The sequence below is a fragment of the Lacticaseibacillus sp. 866-1 genome (genome assembly GCF_016861825.1).
In the GTDB taxonomy this organism is placed as follows: domain Bacteria; phylum Bacillota; class Bacilli; order Lactobacillales; family Lactobacillaceae; genus Lacticaseibacillus.
In genome coordinates, this window is the sequence record NZ_BOLU01000010.1 from 45,157 (window position 1) to 66,709 (window position 21,553).

A 21,553-nucleotide genomic window follows, 5' to 3' on the forward strand; every position below is an offset into this window, starting at 1 on the left:
GTCAAACTGAGATCGTCATCGGTTCAACTCATACGCCAAGCACTCGACTACCGGAACTTCGAACGTCCAGCGCACTAGCCCGCGCCGCTTAAACCCGAGCTTTTCTAAAATGTGCTGCATCGCCTGATTGTCAATCTGGGTATCGACCCGCACATCCGGATAAGTGCGCCGCGCCTCATCAATCAGTCCCTGCATAAACGGCACGCTGAGGTGCTGGCCCTGAAACGCCGCCGCCATCGCCACCCGGTGAAGGGTGCTGTACGGGCCGTTGCGGCGCCAGTGGCCTTGAATTTGTGCGTACACCGGCTCCGGCGCGCTTTCCAAACTGGCGTAGGCCGCGATTTTACCTGCAACGACCAGCACCCGGCCGGTTTTTGCCTGCAGGTCCTGCTGGATGTCAGTCGACGCAGGATACACTGCCTGCCACTGGGGAATCTTTTGCAACTTCAGCAGCGCCTTGGCATCTCCGATGATGCCCATAATAGTTGATAGGTCAGCCTCGGCAGCCGGCCGAATCGTGATTGAAGACAATGACAAAACTCCCTTGAGTTCAGATTGTCCCTATCCTACCATTTTCACTCGGCCACTTCATCCGCAAATAGGCGAATGACTTCATGTTGCGCGATCAGCCGGGTGGCGCGTTCGCCCATCGCCCACCAGCTCAATAGCCACAGCCCGAGCCCCGTCAATAAGCCACCAAGTGCCGCCATGTTTCTTCGCCCGCTTTCCTTCATTTTCCGGCTATCTGAGAACGCCTTCAGTATCCGCCGCAAACGTAAAAAAATGACGCGGGTCACGCATCAATTGAGTAAAAAAAACAACCGTTAACGTAGCCAATGTAAAGGCAGCGTTAACGGCAGCGTCAAACCCATTATTTGGCTCGCAGCAGCGTCAGGCTCTTGCGCAGGGCCTTGAAGATGCCCCCTTCACTATAAGTCAACACGTTGCCGGCGTATATCCGCTCGGCCAGCACCGTGAAAGCGCCAAGAAAGATGATGCTGATGGCCAGGCTGATAAGCGCCGGCCCCAGCGCCGCCTGGCCGATCCCAAAGCGGGCCGGCATGATCATGGGGCTGAGAAACGGCACGTAGCTGAGAATCCCGATCACCGAGCCGTTCGCGTTAGCCGTCATGAGTGAAGCAAAGTAGCCGACCATCGCCAGTAGGATAACCGGCTGCAGTGCTTGGCCGGCCTGCTCCTGATTGGCGACCAGCGAGCCGCACATGGCGGCAAGCACCGTGTAGCTTAATATCCCGACCAGGAAAAAGATCACAGAGATCAGGACAAAGGCCCAGCCAATCTGCGAGAAATCAATGCTGGCAAGCAGGTCCTTGACCAGCGGGATGGTGTCGCGGAGCAGCCAAACGGCCCCAGCCAGGATGGCATAGATCCCCACCTGCAGGCCAAGCAGTGCCGAAACGCCCAGAATTTTGCCGTAGAATTGTGTCTGAGGCCGGATGGCGACGAGGATCGATTCCTCAATGCGTGACCCTTTTTCTGTTGCAATTTCAGCGGCGATAATGCTGCCGTAGCTCATCAAAAACATGTACATCAAAAAGCCGACCGCGGTGGACAGACCCTGCTTCATCGCGTCGCTTTTACCCGCCGTGCTGGTCATTTTGCCGCTATCGGTGAACACCACCGACCGCGTCGCCAGCTTCGGCGAAGCCAGCAGCCGCCCCAGCTGAGCCTGGGAGAGCCCCAGCGACTGAGCCACCGCCGCCGTGTTCAACCCGGCAAGCGCCTGGGTAATTTCACCAGTCGAGATACTTTGACCGTCATCGCGGCGGTACAGCTTGGCACTGGCGGTACTTTTGACCACCAGCATTCCGTCTGCTTCCTCGTCGCTCAGTTGCCGGCGCCCAGCCGCCTCGCTTTTGACTGGCACGTACTCCTGAGTGCTGGAACGCTGCTGTTTCAGCGCAGCTGCGACTGGCTGCGGTGCGACCACGACCACCCGCGCAGCCTGGCTCGTCGAGGTCATGTACCACACAATGCCTGCGACCACCGCCACGGCCAGCAGCGGCATCAGCACCATCAGCCACCACGAGAACCCGCGCAGGTTCTTGCGCAGCACCTGGCCGGCAATCAAATTCATTTTATGCATCGCCTTCACCCACTTTCATGCGGAAGATCTCGTCCAGATCCGGTGCCTGCTGGGAAAACTCCGCAATGTAGCCGTCCTTGCTGACCGCCTGAAAAATCGCCCGCCCCGCGCCCGGATCGGTCAGGTGAAGCAGATAGCGGTCGCCGTGCTTGGCCACTGACGAAACGCCGGGCAGGGCCTTGAGCGCTGACTCGTCCAAGCCTGGCCGCTCCAAGCTAATACGCGTGCGGCCGTATGAATCGCGAATCTCATCCACCGTGCCGGACAGCACCGTGCGGCCATTTTTCAGCATCACCAAATGATCCGACAGCGCCTCGACGTTGCTCATATCGTGACTGGAAAAAATGATGGCCGCCCCGCTGGCCTGAAGCGCGCGGATGCCATCCTCCAGCAGGCCCGCATTGACCGGATCCAGGCCGGAAAACGGCTCGTCCAAGATCAGCAGTCGCGGCTGAAAAATCAGTGCGCATATTAATTGAATCTTCTGCTGGTTGCCTTTTGACAAGTCCTTGACTTTGTCGGTTTTTTTACCCTTGACCTCAAAGCGGGCCATCCAGTCTGGCAGTGCCGCATTGACCTCAGCTTTGCTCATACCATGCAGCTGACCAAAAAACTGGACCTGCGCTTCAACCGTCAGTTTGGGATAGAGCCCCCGCTCTTCCGGCAAGTAGCCGATGATGTCGCGGTTGATCTGCGCGATTGGCTGATGATCCCACAGCACGTCACCTTCGTCCGGTCGGATGAACCCCAAAATCATCCGGAACGTGGTGGTTTTACCCGCCCCGTTTTGACCAATCAGGCCAAAAATCTCCCCAGGTTGAACGGTGAACGATTCGTCTGCAACTGCAAGCTGCTGGCCGAACCGCTTCGTGATTCCTGTTAACTCTAACATCCCGTACCTCCCCTGAACTAATTCGTCGCTTATTTGAACATAATGGTTTAAGAAAGCGCCGTCAACTCCCTATTGCCGCCTTAGACATCTAGAAACACGAAAAAAGCAGCCAGTCAGCACCAGCCGCTCAAAGTTTGCTAGCTCACCGCAATCGCCAATTTTAAAGTCGCCATCGCGTCTTGACCGCTGATGGTGTAATAGGCACTGCCTTCCCGCCAGCTGACGGTGTTCAGACGCCCACTGTGCTTTTCGAGATTCAGCACAATGGCCCCGTGAGTTTCGGTTTTGGGTAGCGGGTTCTGCGCCACGATGGCCTCGATTTTCTCGGCAAACGTCTTCGCCGCCGCGGTTTCATGCGCGGCTGCCCGCACAGTGAGCGAGTACTTTCCCTGATCCCAGATCAGGCTGGTGCCTTTGGCGTCAGTTCGCAGCAAGGCCCGCACATCCCCGGTGAGCCCAGTTTGGCCTTGAGCCTTGCCAACGGGCTGGTAGGCCAGTGCGGCATAGGCATTGTCGGCTTCGGCGGTGCTGGTTGGCGTTTGCTTGTGCAGCGCAAGCGGCGCGGCGTGAGGCGTCAGCTCCTGCGAGCTGGTGCTAAAGTAAACGGTGTAATCGCCGACGTCGCCTTTCGCGGCAGCATTAATGCCATCACGCGCGGCAAACGGAGTGAACGCCGGAAACTTGACGCCAGGGATCTGCTTTTCGGTATAGGCTTGAAGCACGGTTAACCGCTTGGTCACCTGGGCGTCGTCATCGCCCGCAATCTTCGCCGCCGCGGCGGGCTTTTGCGCGTTGGTTTGCTTGGCGGCACTGGCGACCTTGACCGTGGTGGTCTCGACCGCAGACTGACTTTGCTTTTGACCGCAGCCCGCGGCTAATACCAGCAGCGCCAATGGCAGCAGTAAGTGAATTCTCCTCATCTCCCCACCCCTTTCTAATTTAAACATACACCCGAAAGAAAACGCTGTCATTAACTTATTCAACAAAGTGCGGGCCTTTTGAGCTAAGCCTCACACTGTTGTCCCGCGGACATTGATATGCTAGGATGCTCAGGAACCCATTTGCCGCATCAAAAGGAGGGATAAGCCTTGCTGACGACCGAAATCAAACCAACAGACGAGCTGCTGCCGGCCGAACTGCTGGAAATTCTGGCGGCCCGCGTCCGCGTCTTCGTCGTCGAACAGGCTTGCGCGTACCAGGAAGTCGATGACAAGGACCGCCAGGCGGTACACGTTATGCTCCGCGAAAACGGCCAACTGGTGGCTTACGCGCGCATTGTCGAAAGCGCCGATCCGAATGCGATCAGCTTTGGCCGGGTGCTGGTGGTGAAAGCGGCGCGCGGCCGCGGATTAGCCCGCCAGCTGCTGCAAGCAACACTGGCAGAAATCAGCCGGCGCGCTTCGGGCAAGCCCATCAAGATTCAGGCGCAAAACTATTTGCGCGGTTTTTACGCCGAATTCGGCTTTGCCGCCACCTCGAGTGTCTACCTGGAAGACGGCATCCCCCATGTCGACATGTTGAAACAATAAAAAATCAGGCCAACCGCTTTTGCAGCTGACCTGATTTTAATTTCCGCACCTTTAGTTCAGGCAAGCGTTACCCCAAACGACTCGTGGTGGCCATCCTGGAAGGCAAACACTGCCCCAAGGTGAGCCGGGTCATCCAACCAACCGCTCGGCACCCCGCCGTGGAAGAACAAGCGCTTGGCTTCGACCTCGCCTTGCAGCGAGGTGCTGGTGAACACCGTCACTCCTGCCAATTGCGTTTGCAGCGGGTGGCCAGTCCGTGGATCGAGCAGGTGATGATACTGCTTGCCGTCCTTGATCAAAAAGCGCTCGTAGATGCCTGACGTCACCGCCGAACATGCCGGCACCACCGTGACCCCAAGGTCGACGTTGCGGCGTTTAGCCGGATCCTGCACCCCGATCACCCAGCGGCCATCAGCCCGCCGCGGCGAGCCGCCCACCGTCAGCAGATTACCGCCGAGGTCAATGATGCCGGCTGAAACCCCATACGCCTGCCACAGCGTTTTGATCTGATCGGCGATGTAGCCCTTAGCGATGCCGCCGAGGTCCAATTCCATCCCCGGCTGCTTAAGCGCCACTGTGTGATCAGCCGGCGAAAGCGTGACTGCGGCGGGATCGATCAGCTTCAGCCGCGCCTTGATGTCGGCTTCGGCTGGCACATTGGCGCCTGGAAAACCGATTTTCCACAGCTTGACCAGCGGGCCAATCAAAGCGTTGAAGCCAAAATTCTCGCGACTGGCGGCCACGGCTTGGGCAATCAAGGTATACGTCCCCGATGAGACAGGCACCGCCTGACTGCCGGCGGCGTGATTGACCGCCATGACTTCTGAAACCGGCCGGTTGACAGTCAACCGGTCTTCTTCCTGCTGGATTAACGTTGCCGCAGCGCGCAAGGGGGCATCATCCCCCTCACCGAAAACGGTGAGATTGATGCGTGTCCCCAAGGCGTGCAGCGTTTTTACTCGCTTGTCCATGTTACAGGTCGTAATCGAACGGGCCGGCCTTTGGATCTGTGCCGACAGGGCCGGTTGCCGAAGCCCCAGTCGAGGCATCAGCCTTCGGTGTTTCGGTTTCTTCAGAGGCGCCGGTCGACGCGTCAGGTTGCGCCGCAGTCTCTTCAGAGGCGCCAGTTGACGCATCCGGTGTTGCGGTTTCTTCGGAGGCGCCAGTTGAAGCGTCGGCAGCGGCCGGGGTTTCTTCGGAAGCGCCAGTTGAAGCGTCAGCGTCTTGGCCGGTGGTCCCGTCAGCCTTGGAAGCGCCAGTCGACGCGTCAGACCAGCCGCCCTTTTCGTACGTCTGCAAAATCGATTCAACGCTGCCCGTGAACTCGATTGTCCCCAGGTAGTTGCCGTCCTCATCACGCAGGGCGTAGTAACGGATCAGCACGCGGTGGCCGTGCATGACCAGCGGCCGGGCGACGGAATCGCGAGAACCGTCCTTGAAGCTGTCGATAATGCCTTTGACGATCGGCCACACTTTAGCGGGATGGCAGTCCTGCACGTTTTCGCCAAGTTCCGTCGTGTGACGAACGTGCTCTCTGTTCGGCTTGTTTGAATACCAGCTGAAGTGATCGTCGTGATCGATCAGATCGATTTCAAACGGAATGGTGCTAAAAATCTGTTGCACCTCAAGCAGGGACAGTCGCCCTGTTTCCATGTTAATGTAGGCACCGTCATATTCTGGTTTTGCCATTGATATCTTCTCCTTAGTTGCGTCTTCTGCGGCACTCCATTATTCTGAGTGGTGGAGGGACGCCATGTTAGAAACTTTTCAGGGGTCTGAGCCCCAACATTTGACGCTGATTCGAACAACGCCGGTCAGTGCGACCACACGAATCCCGTTTGCGATCCTGCAGTGCCAAAGCGCCTGCGCGCTGAAACTGACTGCGCGGACCCTTGACCTGCGCGAGGGCGACATTGTGCTGCTCCGGGCCAGTCAAGGGGCTGACTTGTTGCCAGTTGCCCCAGCCGCCTTAGCCGTGCGCGTCTTTCAAATCGCCTTAGCAAAGGATTCGGACTTCGGGCCCAACGAGCTGATTGCCTCGATGCTGGCGACCACTGAGGACGCACACATTGTTTTTCGGCGCATCAACCACGCGCTGTGCGACGCCTACTGCGACCAACTGGCGCGGCTTGAGGCAGTGCAGCCGCAAGACGCGGTCCTGAGCTACGAGAAAAGCACGCTGTGTCATCTGCTGCTGACCGAACTCTCCCGAGGCAATTTCAACGCGATGATGATCATCGAATCGGCTTTCCCGGAAGAGGCATTGCGCCATGCCCCGAAAACCCGGCAGGCGGCGGTCATTTTAAACTATATGACCACTAACTTGGCCAAGGTCACCCTGGCCAGCACGGCCGCGCACTTCGGTTACGAACCCAACTACTTTTCGCGACTGGCCCGTCAGCTGTATGCCAAGTCATTCACTGAAGAGCTCCGCTTCATCCGCATGAATCAGGCCAAAAAGCTCTTGGAGCTGACGACCCAAAGCATTGCGGACATCGCGCTGGCAGTCGGCTATAAGAACCCGGCCAACTTCGACCGGCACTTTAAAGCCTTCTTCGGCCAGTCGCCAACGGCCTATCGCCGAGCGTTCAAGCCGTGATCAAAGCCTCGCGTGGCGGGGCTTTTTGCTTGTCTTCACCGCGAAGTGCTTGGTCAGCGGGTTCAGCGCCCGCAGCCAACGGCCAAGCAATCGGTGCTTTTGCGCCGGACGGCCGGCAAGCTTACTTGGCGCTTTTTGCGTCCTTTTTCGCCTGCTTGCTCGCCTGCGCCGCCTTGGCTTCCTTCAAGAAGTCACGCAGCGGCCGCAGTGCCTGCGCGTCGTACTGCTCGACGAACTCGGCAATCTTCTTCTGATCCTGATAAGCCGGATCCAGGTACATGTGCTGCGTGGTGAATGGCATCTTGTGCGTAAACTTGACGTCGATCACGACTGGCAGGTCGGTGTTCTTCGCGTCTTCAATGGCCGCCTGGAACTCCGCCTTGGTGCGCACCGTGTAGCCCTTAGCGCCCATACCTTCTGCGACCTTGGCCCAGTCGGTATCCGGCAGATCAACGCCAGAAAGCGGCTGGTGACTGTCGTCGCGTTGCTCAGCTTCGATGAAGCCCAGTGTCTCGTTTGAAAAGACGATGTTGATGACGTGCAACTTGTACTTGTACTGGGTCAGTACCTCTTCGATCATCATGGCAAACGCACCGTCACCGCAAAGGGCGTAAACATCGCGCTCCGGGTAAAGGATCTTAGCGGAAATCGCCGCCGGCAGCCCCCAGCCCATGGTCGCGTACTTACCTGAGGTGCTCCACTTCTGCGTGTGCTTGATGTCGATCAGCCGCTCAAAGTTGATGTTGGTGTTGCCGACGTCAACTGCAAAGACCGCCTGATCAGAGGCTTCTTTGTTCAGCACGTCAAAAATCGGTTCTGGGCGAACTGGACTTTCGGTCGAATCCTTGAAGGAATCCTGCCAGTCGGTCCAGTTTTTCTTGTTGGCGATGCAGGCATCGTAAAGCGGCGTGTTAGCGCGCTCTTTGCCAGCCTTATAAAGCGCCTTGAGGGCTTCCTTTGCGTCGGCCAGGATCGCGATATCATCATGGTGCCGCTTGCCCAGCTTCGTGCTTTCAATATCAATTTGAATGACTTTGGCTTTTGGCGAGAACAACATGCTGGCAAACGGCACATCATTGCCGACCCACAAGATCAGGTCGGCGGCCATTGCGGCCTCGACGCCAGGCTTTGGCGCGACCCGGCCAGTCGACCCCATGTAAGCCGGGTAATCTTCATCCAGGACGCCTTTGGCCAGCACAGATGAAATCAGCGGCATCTTGAACTTCTCAGACACCTTCATCAACTGCTTGCGCGCATTCTTGGCGCCCATCCCAAAGTAAATCACCGGCCCTTTGGCGGCCTGAATCATCTTGACCGCCTGGTCGATCTTGACCGGGTCCGGGGTGATTGCGTAAGGGGCGATCTGCGTGTTTGCATTGGACACATACGTATCCGGAATCTGTGCCCAACCGAAGTCCTTAGGAATGGTGACGACAGCCACACCACGCTTTTCGTAAGCTTGCTGGATGGCTTCATCGATCACCTTTGGCAGGCTCTTAGCCGTCATGACAGTGCGGTTGAACACCGCCACGTCAGTGAAGGCTGGCTCTTCGTTCATCGCCTGGAAGTAGTCGATATTCATGTTGGTGGACGGTACCTGGGCAACGATGGCCAAAACCGGCACCCGGTCGATCTTAGCATCGTACAAGCCGTTCAACAGGTGGATGGCACCAGGGCCGGCGGAGCCGAAGCAAACGCCGATCTTGCCAGAATACTTGGCGTCAGCCGACGCCGCCAAAGCGCCAGCTTCCTCGTGGCGCACCTGAATAAACTTGATCTTGTCCTTCTGGTTATACAGGGCGTTCATGCCGGAATCGTACGAACCACCAGGATAACCGTAAACGTGATCAACGCCCCAAGACTCGATGACCTTGAGGACTGCATCTGAACCGCTAATGGTTTGAACCATTTGAATCCCTCCACTTTGTCTGTATTCCTAATTTCTACAATCTGTACCGTCGTTCAAAAGTCGGAGCAATCACGTCTCCGCTTCTGTAAGCGTTGCACAACTTTATTGTAACCCTTTTCTTCGAGTTGGCCATACCCAATTCTATCTTGATTAGTCGCTTATTTTGCACCATCTGTAATATTTAAAAATAGTGAACTGTATCACAAGGACCTATTCAGTGGTCTGGGTCGGTCGCCGGCGCTGCGATAAGAGGCGTACAATAGACCTAAACCATCCCCTAGACTGAGAAAAAGGAGCCCCCTTTCGATGACTGATCATCCAGAACTGCATGATGGGTCGCTGTACTTGACTAATGACCCAGATCTAGTGTACCAGCAACAGCAGGCCCTTGAGTTGTTATACGACTTCAACCAGACCCGGCCGCACGAAACCGCGCGCCGCCAGCAGCTGCTCGCGCAAATGTTTGCGGCGCTGGGCAAGGACTGTTACGTGGAGCCACCTCTTCACGCCAACTGGGGCGGCCGCTTCGTCCACTTTGGCGACGGCGTGTACGCCAACTTCAATCTGACGCTAGTTGACGACACCCACATTTTTGTCGGGGCCCACACCATGTTCGGGCCAAACGTCACCATCGCCACCACCGGCCATCCGATTGACCCGCCGCTGCGCCAGCATGGCTATCAGTACAGTGCCCCAGTCCACATCGGGAACAACTGCTGGCTTGGTGCGGGCGTCACCGTGTTGTCTGGGGTGACGATTGGCGCCAACACAGTCGTCGGCGCCGGCAGCATCGTCACGCATGACCTGCCGGCCAACGTCATTGCTTACGGCGATCCCTGCAAAGTCGCCCGCCCGATCAGTGAGCACGACCGCGAGTATTACTTCAAGCAGCGAAAAATTGACTCTGGACGCGCCTAAAAGGTGCCTCATGCCAGCCTGGCATGAGGCACTTTTTCAATCACTGACAACTTGTCCTGACAGCGATATCAATCTTAAATTTTCACCGCGGCGGCGCGCAAGATGGCCGTTTTCTGCTATGATAAAGCCCTGATAAAGGAGGGTAGCGCCATGCGCCATAAACGATTGATCAGCCTGCTCGTCATCGCCTTAGCCGGTTTCGGCCTGTACAGTCAGGACAGTCCGCTTTCCACTGCGACCCAAGTCACCGCTCAGGCAACGCTGCACGATGCCGTTGTGTGGACGGCGGATGCCGCCTTGCACCTCACCGATACAGCGGCGCAGAAACTCGGCCTGTGCGCCGTTAAGCCCGCTGCAGAAAAGGCGCTCACCACCAAGCCCACAGCCGCCAGCACGACTGAAACGCCGGTTGAAGACGCGATCAAAAACATCACATTGGCCCCCACGTACACCTACAGCTTCGAAGCCGGCACCCCGACTCGAGTGCGTACTACCTTCGAAGCCGCGATCGCCGTGTACAACCAAACCGGCATCGTCACCCTGACGCCTGGGATCAGCACCGTTTTTGCCAATCACATCACGTTTGGCACGTACGCCAAGCCGACACCTGATTCCAGCAGCACAATCGAACTGGGTGAAGGCGGCCCGGCGGTCGTCTACAGCCGGCTGACCCACCACGGCGTTAACCATGCCAAGGCAGCATTCAACACCGCCTACCAGCTTTCGGTCAAGGAATCCGTCGCGCTGCATGAAATCGGCCACGCGCTGGGGTTGGCCCACAGCAACAGCTTGGCCTCAGTCATGTACCCAATGGACCAAGGCCGAATAACGCTGTCAGCTGGTGACCTAGCCACCCTCAAGCTGATTTACGCGCGCAAGTAAAAGGCGGCTGCTACTCGGCAGTCGCCTTTTTCGCGTCCTTGTGATTCAATCGTTGCGCGGCGCGTCATCTGGGGCAAAGTCGCCCAGGACTTCGCCATCTGCCTCGCGGGTGCTCGGCAGACCGATCAGTTCAGACCACGCCGCCAGCCGCCCGTGCAGACTGCCGGTCAGCTTGACCGGCTTGGTGGCAGTCAGCCGCTTTGCCTCCTTGGCGTCCACTTCTTTAGCAAACACGCGCGAGTAATCACTCAACACGCTGCCCAACTGCTGGACATAACCCCAGTTTTGAACCAGCTCGGCCGGATTCATTTTACTGAGCACAAACAAACTCAGCGCCGCATACTTACGCACTGCCACCGGCGACAGAGCCGGCTTGGCCTCTGCCACCTGAAGATACAGTGCCCCCAACTGGTGAATCGCAATCAGATCGCTTTGATGGAACTTGTCGTGCACCGTGCTGGCCGGGTTCAGCCGGTAGCAGTACAGCGGCTCATCGACCAGGTTGATCTGCGTGATGCGCGGCAGCAGCTGACCGATCAGGTATGCGTCTTCCATCAGATTAAAATCGGCCACCGGCAGCGCCGGCTTGAACAGATTCGCCCGAAATAGCTTATTCCATAGATAACCGCGCAAATCCTTGTCCTCCAGCCACAGGCGGTAGCAGTCATCCCCGCGCACAGTGTATGCTTTGGCCGCAAACGGTTTGGTAAACTTCGACTTGGTCGCGCCCAGGTAGGTGTAGTAGTTGACCTGGGCCACATCGGCCGCCCCGATCGCATGAGCCATGCCGGACAGCCAAGTGGGCAGCGCTAAGTCATCACTGTCCATGAACGTGATGAACTGGCCCCGCGCCTGCGCCAGGCCGACCGTGCGCGCCTGCGCCTGCCCGCCGTTTGCCACGCGGGTCACACGAATGCGCGAATCGCGCCGGGCGTATTCGGCCAAGATGACTGGACTGGTGTCCACTGCGCCGTCGTCGATGAGCAGCGCCTCAAAATTTTGATAGTCCTGAGCCAGCAGGCTATCCAGCGCGGCGGCCAAGTACTTTTCTGCGTTATACACGGGCATAATTACCGAAATCAAGGGTTGGGTCATAAGCTACCTCCGGCTGTATTTTACCATATCACACAAAAACCGCCCGCCTGGCAGTAGCGTACTGCTGGGCGAACGGTTCTTGATGACAAGGCAACTAAGCCTGGGCGTTCTGCACCGCTTTCGCCTGCTCCGCCTGCTTGGCCGTGACTTTCTCACTGACCTTCAGAAACGGCACATAAACGGCAATGTTGATAACCAAAATGACGATCTGGACAATCACCGCTCGCCAGTCCCCAGCCGTGGCCAGGAATCCTGAAATCAGCGGCGGTGTGGTCCACGGCACCATGACCACGACGCGATTCATCCAGCCGATGGCCGTGACCGCGTAGGCAATCAGGATGCCGATAACCGGGTTCAACACGAACGGAATCATCATTGGAATGTTAAACACGATCGGGAAACCGAAGATGACCGGCTCGTTGATGTTGAACAGCCCTGGGACAACGGACAGGGCCGCGACATCGCGGTTCGCCTTGACCTTTGAGAACAGGAAGACCGCAATCAGCAGCGCAATGGTCGACCCGGTGCCGCCCATCATGCCAAAAGTATCCCGGAAGGTGTTGCTCATGATGTAAGGAATCGGCTTGTGCGCCGCGTAGGCCGCCGTGTTTTTCGCCATGTTGACCAACAGCACTGGATCAAGTAAGGTCCCGTTGATAACGGCTTGGTGAATCCCCAAGGTGTACAGGAAGTTCCCACAGGAGTAAATGATCAGCATGCCTGGCAGGCTGGTGTTCAGCCGGCGCAGCGGCTCTTGGATAATCATCGTGATCAGCGCAATCAGGTTGCTGTTCCAAAGCACGATGAGCAGCGCCCCAATCAGGGCAAAACAGCTGAGCGTGATCAAGGCCGGGATCAGGGAGTTGAATGAATCCCCCACGGCCGGCGGGATCTGGTCGCCCAGATGAATCTGCAGGCGCTTAATGTTGCTCAGGCGAATGAAGAGCTCGGTGGCAAGTAGCCCAATGATGATGCCGGCAAACATGCCGGTGGTCCCCAGGTTAGCAAAGCTCAAACCACCCGTGACGTTAACTGCGGCGGTCTTGCCGACCGGCGTCATCTGCGTCGTGATCGGCATCATGATGACCAGACTGGCCAGCGAAATGACGGCCGCGGTCAGCGGATTACGATACCCTTTATTCCGCGCCAGGATGAAGCCGACGACCGGCGCAAGCATCAAGCCGGCGATGTTCAACGTCCCGTTGGCAATCAGCGTGCCCCAAGTCTGCAGATTTGCCAGCGTCTTCCCAGTGGCGATCCACGGGAAGACGACGTTGTTAATTAAAGTGCCAAGGCCCGCCAAAATGAATAAGGGCATGATTGTGGCGAAGGCATCGCGTAATGATCTGAGGTGGACCTGGTTGCCAATGCGCCCGGCGACCTCGGAGAATTTATCTAAGAATTTATGGCTCTTAGATGCTTCCATGTTCTTTCCTCCAATCTCTTAATAAATGACTTAATCCAAATCCTCACCGTTGGAACCATAAGCTTTTTGGAACCAAGCAAAACTGCGCTTCGGTACGCGGCGCAGATCTAGGAGCTCGTGATTCGTGCGGTTCACGTAAACCGCACCGTACCGCTTGGCGACATCTCCTTTCGAGCTGGGGATATCGATCAAGCCCCAGCCTAAGTAACCCAAGACCTTCACCCCGTAATCGCTCACCGCGTCCTTGAGCGCCTGAATGTGCGCGCGGTGATACTGGATGCGGTAATCGTCATCGATCGGGTGCTTGCCATCCCAGTGCTCGCGCACCCCCAGACCGTTTTCAATGGGAAACACCGGCAGGCCGGTACGGGTCCAGATTTTGGCCAGCACGTTTTTGAACCCGGTCGGATCGATCTGCCAGCCCCACTCGCTAGCCTTCAGGTGCGGGTTGGGCACCGTGCCTTGCGTGAACCACCAGTTGACCGGCGAATCTTTGTCAATCTTCGTGTGGTCGATGGCAGAGGAAGCATAGTAACTGAACGCGATGAAGTCGCTGGTCGTCTGGGCAAGCGTCTCGAGGTCGCCAGGCTGAATCAAATCCATCAGCCCGTTTGCCCTCATGAAGTGCAAGACCTCCGGCGAGTAATGGCCGCTCGTGAACACATCCAGGTAGTTGTAGTTCACAAACTCGTCGATCCGCCGCGTCGCTTCAACATCCTCGGGATCAGAAGTGCTCGGATACACCTCTGCGTACGCCAGCATGCCGCCGAGCTTCAAATCCGGGTAATTCTTCCGGATGAAGGCCGTGATGCGCGCGTGCGCCAGCAAGGTGTGGTGGCTCATCGCGTACAGCGTGCGGATGTCGCGCGGCGCGGTGAGGTTGCCGCCGCTGTCCAGACCCGGGTCATAGGTGAAGCAGTTGTGCTCGTTGAACGTGATCCAGTACTTGACCTTGCCGGCAAAGCGTTTGACCATCTCCTCGCCGTAGCGCACGAACGCATCGACCACTTCGCGGGAGACAAACCCGTTGTAGCGTTTTGCCAGACTCAGCGGCATGTCGAAGTGGTACAAGCAAATCATCGGCTGGATGTTGTGCGCGAGCAGCTCGTCGATCAGCCGGTCGTAAAACGCGATCCCCGCCTCGTTGAACGGCCCGTCGCCTTCCGGGCAGACCCGGCTCCAAGAAATCTGGAACCGGTAGCAGTTCATGTTCATCTTGGCCATCCAGTCGACGTCTTCCGGATAGCGGTGGTACTCGTCGATGGCATCTTTCCAGTCCGAGCTGTCGGGACCCGCCTTTTTGATGTCATAAACGGATGGCCCCTTGCCATCCACGTTCCAAGCGCCTTCAGTTTGCATGCTTGAGGTCGAATTGCCCCACAGGAAATCTTTGCTTAGTGTTGTCATGTCCTACCTCCACCGTGCAATATAACTGCCTTTGGCACCTTTGGCAAAGATGAATTAGCACAGTTGACTATCCAAATTTTCAGAAAGGTGTTATAGTCTCGATGACAGCGCTTTTTTGGAGGGTAGACAAATGGCAAAATATATTGAGATCGGTAAGCAATTAAAAGCCCAAATCATGCGCGGCGAGTACACTAGCGACGCCCCGCTGCCAGATCAGGTGTCACTGGCTAAAATGTTCAAAACCAGTCGCGTGACCATTCAAAAAGCCCTGGACCTGCTGATCAACGAAGGCTTGATCTACAGCAAACAGGGCTCCGGGACGTACGTGAAGCAAAACATCAACCTGTTATCCAAATTTGACGCCACAGTGGACCAGTACGTCGGCACCACCGAGCTGATGCGCGGCCACACCGTGACTAGTGAGGTTATCGACTATGATGTCCGCCTGCCCGACGCCAAGGAACAGGAAAATCTGAACCTAACCATTGCTGACGCGGTGTACGATTTTGTGCGCCTGCGCATCGTGGACGGCACACCTTGGAAGATCGAGCATTCCATCATGCCGGTCAAGGTAGTGCCAGGACTGAACAAAGGCGTGCTGCACCACTCGATTTACCACTACATGCATGAGGAACTCGGCGAAACCATCGGTGCCGCCTACCGCATTATTCGCGCCGCGCAGCCCAATGCGTACGACCGCCGTTACCTCGACGCCGTCTCTGACACCCCAATGCTGGAAGTCGAGCAGATTGTCTCGTTGGCGGATGGCACCCCGTTCGAGTATTCATTCACCCGCAACCGGTACGACAAGGGGTCCATTGTGGTGTACCACCCAGAGCGACCAATGCTGTGACAATAAGCCTGCGAGTTCAGAGAATTGGGCTGCTGTCCTAGCTCACCATTTTTAGCGGATAAATACAAAAAGCGGCTCTCTGATGAGAGTCGCTTCGTTGTATTCGTGTGTGATGAACGAAAGATTAACGCTTTGAGAACTGGCTCGCCTTGCGGGCTTTCTTCAAACCATACTTCTTACGTTCCTTCATCCGTGGGTCACGGGTGAGCATGCCAGCACGCTTGAGTGGGCCACGGAAATCCGGGTCGACAGTCAAAAGTGCGCGAGCGATGCCGTGACGAGTTGCGCCGGCCTGGCCAGTGAACCCGCCGCCGTTAACGTTAACCAGAACATCGTATGAACCGGTCGTTTCGGTAATCCCGAACGGCTGAGTCAAGTCGAGGATCAGGTTCTCATACGGAAGGTAATCGTGAACGTCTTTGCCGTTCATTGTGATTTTACCGGTGCCAGGAACCAAGCGGACCCGGGCAACGGAATTCTTGCGGCGACCTGTGCCGCTGTATGCTACTTCTGCCACAGTTGTGTCCTCCTTAAATTAGGTTCTTGATGTCGAGTACTTCAGGCTTCTGCGCTTCGTGAGGGTGTTCTTCCCCAGCATAAACGTGAAGCTTCAGGAATTGCTGGTGGCCAAGAGTATTCTTGGTTGGCAGCATCTTCTTGACCGCGTATTCGACCAGACGAGCCGGGTCGTTCTTAAGGAGATCACCAGCGACTTCATGCTTCAAGCCACCTGGATGCTGTGAGTGATGGTAGTAGATCTTGTCGCTCGCCTTGCGCCCAGTCAGCTTAAGCTTAGCTGCATTAATCACGATCACGTTGTCACCAACGTCAACGTTCGGGGTGTAGGTCGGCTTGTTCTTGCCGCGCAAGATAGTTGCAACGGTTGAAGCCAAACGGCCAAGGCTGATATCAGTGGCGTCGATAACGACCCACTTGCGTTCGATCTCACCTGGCTTAGCCAAATATGTTGTACGCACGATTTGTTTCCTCCAATATTCTGTGCTGTTTGACACCTTATAAGTTTCCGGGGCTTATTGTGGGGCAAACAATACCAGCGATTACCTTATCAAAAATCCGCGATAAAGTCAACGGTAACTCCCCTGCAATAACCGCAACATGCGCTTAAGTGTACGGCATCGCCAAGCTTTCGTCCACCCCAAAAGCGCTAGTAATAGACTTCTTTCAGGTACAGCCCTGAGGCGGGTGCCGTGCCGCGCGCCTGCTGGCGGTCTTTGACCTCGTACAACCGCAGAAAATCATGCACGTCGCGGCGGCCGTTGCCGATTTCCAGCAGCGTCGCCACAATGATGCGCACCATGTTGTACAAAAAGCCGTTGCCGTAAAACTCAAATACTAGTTCATGATTTGCTTGGTCGTCTTGCACCGTGGCCTCGTAAATCGTCCGCACTTTATCCTCGATCACCCCGCCGCTAGCCGCAAAGCTGGTAAAGTCATGGGTGCCGACGACGTCCTTCAGCGCAGTGCGGATCCGGTCGACGTCAAGGCCATACGGGTAGTGCCCCGTATACAGCCGCTTGAACGGGTCGGTGAAGCGGCCGCGCGCCACGCGGTACTGGTACCGTTTGCCCTTGGCCGAGTAGCGGGCATGAAAGTCCGCCGGCACAATTTCCGCGTCCAGGATCTCAATGTCTAGCGGCATCAAGGAATTCATCGCAAGCCGCATGGCCCGTGCTGGAATCTCGCCCGGGTAGTCAAACGACACCACCTGGCCCAAAGCGTGCACCCCAGAATCGGTGCGCCCGGAGCCGTCAATGTGAATTGAATCGACCTTGGCCATCTTGCCCAGAGCTTTCTGCAACACGCCTTGGACCGTGCGCTGGTGCGGCTGAATTTGATACCCGGCAAAATTGGTGCCGTCATAGGCTAACGTCAGTTTGAAGTGGGTCACGATATTCTCCTAAAAAGCCTCGCACTGCGGCGAGGCAACGTTCTACGCTCTCATGAAGACCAGGCTGACGGTCAAAACGACCATCACCAGCCCGGCAAAAATGTCCTTCTGATGGTACTGCAGCACGCGAAACTTGGTGCGGCCGTCCCCGCCTTGATACCCGCGGGCGTCCATCGCCGTCGCCAAGTCCTCGGCGATGCCAAAACTGTCAACGAACAGCGGGATCAGCAGCGGCACCACGGCCTTCATCTGCTGAAACAGATTGCCGGTGCCAAAATCGACCCCGCGGGCGCGCTGTGCATTCATGATCTTCGTCGTTTGATCCATCAGCGTCGGGACGAACCGCAATGCGATCTGCAGCACTAGCGCCAGTTCGGTGACCGGCACGTGCAGCACCCGCAGCGGTTTGAGCAGCGATTCAACCGCATCCGCCAAGGACAGGGGCTGCGTGGTCAGCGTGAGCAGCGTAGAGACGAAAATGATCAAGACGAAGCGCATGAAGATGAACGCCCCGTTGGTCAGCCCATACTGCGTGATGGCCAGCCAGCCCCAGGACCAGTACGTGGTCCCGCCTTTAGTGAAGAACACCTGCAGCATCACGGTGAACAGAATCAGCCAAATCATCGGCCGCACGCCGCGCAGGAAAAACCCGAGCTTGATCCTGGAGGCCGCGACCATCACCATAGTCGCGACAAACATCAGCAGGTAAGTCTGCCAGTTGTTGGCGAGAAATATGATCCCGATGTAGTAAAAACTGGCCATCAGCTTTGTGCGCGGGTCCAGCTTGTGGACCCAGGAGTCGCCAGGCAGATAGCGGCCAAGCAAGAGTTTAGTCATGCGCGCCGCCTCCGATCTGCTTGGCCAACTGGTCGGCCAGCTCATCAGTGGTCAGCGGCAGCGGGTCAAAATGGAACCCCTGATTGGTCAAATCCCGGGCCATCGCCGCTGTCTTGGGCAGTCCCAGCTGATGATCCGCCAGCCACTGCTCGCTTTGGAAAATCTCCCGCGGCGTGCCTTCCTTGATCAAGTGACCCTCGTCCATCACCAGCACGTGGTCGGCGTAATCGGCCACGTCATCCATTTGGTGCGTGACCAGCACAATGGTCATGCCCTGCTCCTGGTGCAGCCGGTGAAACATCTTCATCATGTCATTGCGGCCGGCGGGATCCAGGCCAGCGGTTGGCTCGTCAAGCACCAGCACCGTCGGCTTCATCGCCAGCACGCCCGCGATCGCCACGCGGCGCATCTGGCCGCCGGACAAATCAAACGGCGACTGTTCAAGCACGGCTTGCGGTAAGCCGACCAGGTCGACCATGGCAGCCGCCTGCTTTTCGGCTTCGTCACTTGGCACCCCAAAATTCTCCGGGCCAAACGCAATGTCCTTGGCCACTGTCTGCTCAAACAATTGGTTCTCGGCGAACTGAAACACCATCCCCACCTGCTGGCGGATCGGCTTCAAATTCTTATTGTTGGTTTCACTCGTGATCACGCGATCGCCGATGGTGACCGTGCCGGCGGTCGGCTTGAGCAGGGCGTTGAGGTGCTGCAGCAGCGTGCTTTTGCCTGAACCGGTGTGGCCGATGATGGCGGTGTAGCTGCCATCCTTGATCGTGGTCGTAATGTCTTTCAGGCCGTCGCCGGCAAACGGCGTCCCCGCCTGGTAGGTGAAGCTCACATGGTCGAATGTAATGTCCACAGGTACTTCACCAGCCCTTCCTGATCAAGATAACGGTCCGGCATTGCGACGCCGCGCCGCCGCAGCGCCGCCTTCAGCCGCTCCGGGTACGGGACGTCTAGCCCTAGGTGCAAGAGCTCCTCGCCATGGGTGAAAATCTCGGCCGGCGTTCCCTGCTCGACCACTTCGCCATCGTTGAGCAAAATGACCCGATCCGCCGAGGCGGCCTCGTCGACGTCGTGCGTGATGGACACCACGGTCATCTTAGATTGTGCCTGCAGCTCCTGGATCAGGGCCAGCACCTCTGCGCGGCCTGCCGGATCAAGCATCGAAGTCGCCTCATCCAAAATGATGATGTCCGGCCGCTGCGCAATGATGCCGGCGATCGCGACCCGCTGCTTTTGGCCCCCAGACAGGCGGGCAGGCTCACGCGTGGCAAATTCAAGCATGTTGACCTGCGCCAGTGCGTCGTGGACCCGTGTCACCATTTCCGGGCGCGGGACGGCGCGATTTTCCAGACCAAACGCAACATCGTCTTGGACAGTCGCCCCGACAAACTGATTGTCAGGATTTTGGAACACAATCCCGACTTTTTCGCGGATTTTCCAGACATTTTCCTCAGTCAGCGGCATCCCCGCCACGGTCACCTGACCGGAGCCGGGTGCCAGCAGCCCGTTGATGTTTTTGGCTAGCGTACTCTTGCCCGAACCATTGTGGCCGATGATGGCAACCCACTCGCCCTGCGCAATCGTCAGGCTGACGTCCTTTAAAGCCGGCTTTTCGGCATCTGGGTAGCGGTAATTTAAGTGTTGAATGTCGATTGCAACCGTCATTGGTCCGTCCTCCTTTGCGTAGCGCCATGGGACTCTCGGCGTCTTGCATAACTATGATATGATAACATATTTTCCCTGCCATCGCCGCAGTCCAGTCACTCACCCAAGCCGGTGCAGTCGCCGGTTGAAGCCCCACGCCGCGGCGACCAGCAGGAAGCCTGTGACCACAAAGATCCAGCTGATTGGAATCTGATCGGCCAGCGGGCCGTACCCCAGCATCGCAATGGGATAAATTCCCGTTGAGAGAATCTGCCACAGGGAAAACACGCGCCCCATCATCTGCGGTGCCACGGTTTCCTGAATGTAAATGGTCTGCGCGGCAGTCAGAATCGGGTAGAAAATGCCCGAGACAAACATGAAAAACAGGTATAGCCAAAATGGCTCCCGCAGGCCCATGGCCGCAAACGCCAGTCCAGAACCAGCCATCCCCAGCGCGATCACCCGAATTTTGTCAGGCAGGTGCTGGTGAAGCGCAATGTACAGCCCGCCGAGGCTCGCCCCGACCGTCCACGCCAACTCATTAAACGTCAGGTTCCACACGCCGTGGCCAAAGGTCCGGTTAACGTAAAGGGTCGACAGCTGAGAAGAAGGCGCGATTAGGACAAAGGCGACGACGGTGAACAACAGAAACGCAGTCAGCGCCGGCACCTGTTTAACGTAACGCAGCCCGCCGAGGATAGCATGTTGTTCCGGCGCCGCCGCAGCCACTTTTGCCACCCGGATCGTGGCCAGGGACAGGACTGCCAGCAGTGCAGTCCCGGCATCGACGATGAAAATCCAGATCATGCCCAAGTCGCTCAGAATATACCCGGCCAACAGCGGGGAGACCAGCAGCATGGCCGACTGAACGATTTGGTTGAGGCCGTTCATCCGGGTGACTTGGTCTTTAGGGACTAGCTGCGGCAACAAGGCATTAGCCGCCGGCGTCTGCAGGCCGTTGCCAACCGAGCGAATCGCTGAAATGGCCAGCAGCAACCACAGCTCGCGGCTGTGCGAAAGATACACCAATGCCAGCGCAAATGTCGCCGCCGACACGCCGCTGGCTGACCCCATGATCAGCCAGTTGCGCCGCCACCGGTCAGCCCACACACCGGCAAAGGGCGCCACCAGCAAGGCTGGCAAGGCCCCTGCAAGGGACGCATACGTCATCCAGGCCCCAGAGGACGTCACCAACGCAATGTGCCACAGAACGGCAAATACGACCGTTGAGGAGCCGAACACAAACAAGTTGGCGCTGAATAAGTAGGCTGCCGCACCGAATTGCCATTGTTGTGGGTGACCCATGTCGCCGCCTCCTTTAGATGCCCTCTATTTTGCCGTTCTTGTCCGCAAATTTCAAACGCACCACCTCACCGGCGCAACAAAGCCCCCGGCCACACCGGCGTAAGCACCTAATAACAGACCGGATATGAATGCCAGCTTCTGGGCGATATGATTGCCTCATCAAATATGGTGAGGTGATTTTTATTGGATGAGAAGCCAGAGATTGTTCGCATCAAATTGGAAGAGAATCAACGCC

Annotated in this window: 23 protein-coding genes; 5 read left to right on the forward strand and 18 right to left on the reverse strand. The window is 57.2% G+C overall.

What is annotated here, in order from left to right; genetic code table 11:
* Positions 1-15: 15 nt before the first annotated feature.
* From JUE30_RS04550 to JUE30_RS04565, 5 genes are all read right to left on the reverse strand, one after another.
* Positions 16-531, reverse strand: coding sequence for a GNAT family N-acetyltransferase (locus tag JUE30_RS04550; protein ID WP_203623819.1), 516 nt, complete (start codon positions 529-531; stop codon positions 16-18).
* A 44-nt stretch (positions 532-575) separates the two neighbouring features.
* Entirely contained in the window at positions 576-710 is a 135-nt protein-coding gene (locus JUE30_RS11285; protein WP_255533273.1) for a hypothetical protein, read from the reverse strand.
* Between the two features lie 161 nt (positions 711-871).
* Positions 872-2,107, reverse strand: a complete 1,236-nt coding sequence (locus tag JUE30_RS04555) for an ABC transporter permease (RefSeq protein ID WP_203623820.1) — start codon at positions 2,105-2,107, stop codon at positions 872-874.
* Positions 2,100-2,999 (reverse strand): ABC transporter ATP-binding protein, encoded by a 900-nt coding sequence (locus JUE30_RS04560; protein ID WP_203623821.1) that lies wholly within the window; start codon positions 2,997-2,999, stop codon positions 2,100-2,102. Before JUE30_RS04560 ends, JUE30_RS04555 begins: the two co-directional genes overlap by 8 nt.
* Before the next feature lie 137 nt (positions 3,000-3,136).
* The gene (locus JUE30_RS04565; protein WP_203623822.1) at positions 3,137-3,919 is read right to left on the reverse strand and encodes a hypothetical protein; all 783 of its coding nucleotides are present in this window, start codon (positions 3,917-3,919) and stop codon (positions 3,137-3,139) included.
* A 168-nt stretch (positions 3,920-4,087) separates the two neighbouring features.
* Between JUE30_RS04565 and JUE30_RS04570 the strand changes: the two genes are divergently transcribed.
* On the forward strand, positions 4,088-4,528 hold the full coding sequence (locus JUE30_RS04570; RefSeq protein ID WP_203623823.1) for a GNAT family N-acetyltransferase: 441 nt from the start codon (positions 4,088-4,090) through the stop codon (positions 4,526-4,528).
* 56 nt (positions 4,529-4,584) lie between these two features.
* On the opposite strand, the gene JUE30_RS04575 is transcribed toward JUE30_RS04570, so the two are convergent.
* Together JUE30_RS04575 and JUE30_RS04580 are read right to left on the reverse strand one after the other, a co-directional pair.
* Complete coding sequence (locus JUE30_RS04575) at positions 4,585-5,499, reverse strand: FAD:protein FMN transferase (RefSeq protein ID WP_203623824.1); 915 nt, start codon at positions 5,497-5,499, stop codon at positions 4,585-4,587.
* A gap of 1 nt (position 5,500) precedes the next feature.
* Complete coding sequence (locus JUE30_RS04580) at positions 5,501-6,217, reverse strand: PAS domain-containing protein (protein ID WP_203623825.1); 717 nt, start codon at positions 6,215-6,217, stop codon at positions 5,501-5,503.
* Between the two features lie 64 nt (positions 6,218-6,281).
* Here JUE30_RS04580 and JUE30_RS04585 point away from each other — a divergent pair, with 64 nt between their 5' ends.
* On the forward strand, positions 6,282-7,127 hold the full coding sequence (locus JUE30_RS04585; RefSeq protein ID WP_125757271.1) for a helix-turn-helix transcriptional regulator: 846 nt from the start codon (positions 6,282-6,284) through the stop codon (positions 7,125-7,127).
* 121 nt (positions 7,128-7,248) lie between these two features.
* Here JUE30_RS04585 and spxB read toward each other — a convergent pair whose 3' ends face one another.
* Complete coding sequence (gene spxB / locus JUE30_RS04590) at positions 7,249-9,036, reverse strand: pyruvate oxidase (protein ID WP_125757269.1); 1,788 nt, start codon at positions 9,034-9,036, stop codon at positions 7,249-7,251.
* A 306-nt stretch (positions 9,037-9,342) separates the two neighbouring features.
* Here spxB and JUE30_RS04595 point away from each other — a divergent pair, with 306 nt between their 5' ends.
* Both JUE30_RS04595 and JUE30_RS04600 read left to right on the forward strand, forming a co-directional pair.
* Positions 9,343-9,954: a sugar O-acetyltransferase gene (locus JUE30_RS04595; RefSeq protein ID WP_203623826.1), complete on the forward strand. Its 612-nt coding sequence runs from the start codon at positions 9,343-9,345 to the stop codon at positions 9,952-9,954.
* A gap of 150 nt (positions 9,955-10,104) precedes the next feature.
* On the forward strand, positions 10,105-10,836 hold the full coding sequence (locus tag JUE30_RS04600; RefSeq protein ID WP_203623827.1) for a M57 family metalloprotease: 732 nt from the start codon (positions 10,105-10,107) through the stop codon (positions 10,834-10,836).
* A 45-nt stretch (positions 10,837-10,881) separates the two neighbouring features.
* Here JUE30_RS04600 and JUE30_RS04605 read toward each other — a convergent pair whose 3' ends face one another.
* The 3 genes from JUE30_RS04605 to JUE30_RS04615 all read right to left on the reverse strand — a co-directional run bounded on the left by JUE30_RS04605 (position 10,882) and on the right by JUE30_RS04615 (position 14,764).
* Positions 10,882-11,931 carry a glycosyltransferase family 2 protein gene (locus JUE30_RS04605; RefSeq protein ID WP_203623828.1) on the reverse strand — a complete coding sequence of 350 codons (1,050 nt, stop codon included), beginning with the start codon at positions 11,929-11,931 and terminating at the stop codon, positions 10,882-10,884.
* A 94-nt stretch (positions 11,932-12,025) separates the two neighbouring features.
* Positions 12,026-13,357 carry a PTS sugar transporter subunit IIC gene (locus tag JUE30_RS04610; RefSeq protein ID WP_203623829.1) on the reverse strand — a complete coding sequence of 444 codons (1,332 nt, stop codon included), beginning with the start codon at positions 13,355-13,357 and terminating at the stop codon, positions 12,026-12,028.
* 30 nt (positions 13,358-13,387) lie between these two features.
* On the reverse strand, positions 13,388-14,764 hold the full coding sequence (locus JUE30_RS04615; protein WP_203623830.1) for a glycoside hydrolase family 1 protein: 1,377 nt from the start codon (positions 14,762-14,764) through the stop codon (positions 13,388-13,390).
* Positions 14,765-14,894: 130 nt separating this feature from the next.
* Here JUE30_RS04615 and JUE30_RS04620 point away from each other — a divergent pair, with 130 nt between their 5' ends.
* Positions 14,895-15,617, forward strand: a complete 723-nt coding sequence (locus JUE30_RS04620; protein WP_203623831.1) for a GntR family transcriptional regulator — start codon at positions 14,895-14,897, stop codon at positions 15,615-15,617.
* 124 nt (positions 15,618-15,741) lie between these two features.
* Here the strand turns inward: JUE30_RS04620 and rpsI are convergent, their stop codons facing one another.
* The 7 genes from rpsI to JUE30_RS04655 all read right to left on the reverse strand — a co-directional run bounded on the left by rpsI (position 15,742) and on the right by JUE30_RS04655 (position 21,318).
* On the reverse strand, positions 15,742-16,134 hold the full coding sequence (gene rpsI, locus JUE30_RS04625) for a 30S ribosomal protein S9 (RefSeq protein WP_125757255.1): 393 nt from the start codon (positions 16,132-16,134) through the stop codon (positions 15,742-15,744).
* A gap of 13 nt (positions 16,135-16,147) precedes the next feature.
* Positions 16,148-16,594, reverse strand: coding sequence for a 50S ribosomal protein L13 (gene rplM, locus JUE30_RS04630; protein ID WP_125757253.1), 447 nt, complete (start codon positions 16,592-16,594; stop codon positions 16,148-16,150).
* A gap of 188 nt (positions 16,595-16,782) precedes the next feature.
* Complete coding sequence (truA, locus tag JUE30_RS04635; RefSeq protein ID WP_203623832.1) at positions 16,783-17,526, reverse strand: tRNA pseudouridine(38-40) synthase TruA; 744 nt, start codon at positions 17,524-17,526, stop codon at positions 16,783-16,785.
* A gap of 42 nt (positions 17,527-17,568) precedes the next feature.
* Entirely contained in the window at positions 17,569-18,363 is a 795-nt protein-coding gene (locus tag JUE30_RS04640) for an energy-coupling factor transporter transmembrane protein EcfT (RefSeq protein WP_203623833.1), read from the reverse strand.
* The gene (locus tag JUE30_RS04645) at positions 18,356-19,222 is read right to left on the reverse strand and encodes an energy-coupling factor ABC transporter ATP-binding protein (protein WP_203623834.1); all 867 of its coding nucleotides are present in this window, start codon (positions 19,220-19,222) and stop codon (positions 18,356-18,358) included. Before JUE30_RS04645 ends, JUE30_RS04640 begins: the two co-directional genes overlap by 8 nt.
* Entirely contained in the window at positions 19,198-20,034 is an 837-nt protein-coding gene (locus tag JUE30_RS04650; RefSeq protein WP_125757245.1) for an energy-coupling factor ABC transporter ATP-binding protein, read from the reverse strand. The genes JUE30_RS04645 and JUE30_RS04650 overlap by 25 nt, the downstream gene beginning before the upstream one ends.
* 99 nt (positions 20,035-20,133) lie before the next feature.
* A complete protein-coding gene (locus JUE30_RS04655; RefSeq protein ID WP_125757243.1) occupies positions 20,134-21,318 on the reverse strand; it encodes an MFS transporter in 1,185 nt (394 codons plus the stop codon).
* Between the last annotated feature and the right edge of the window lie 235 nt (positions 21,319-21,553).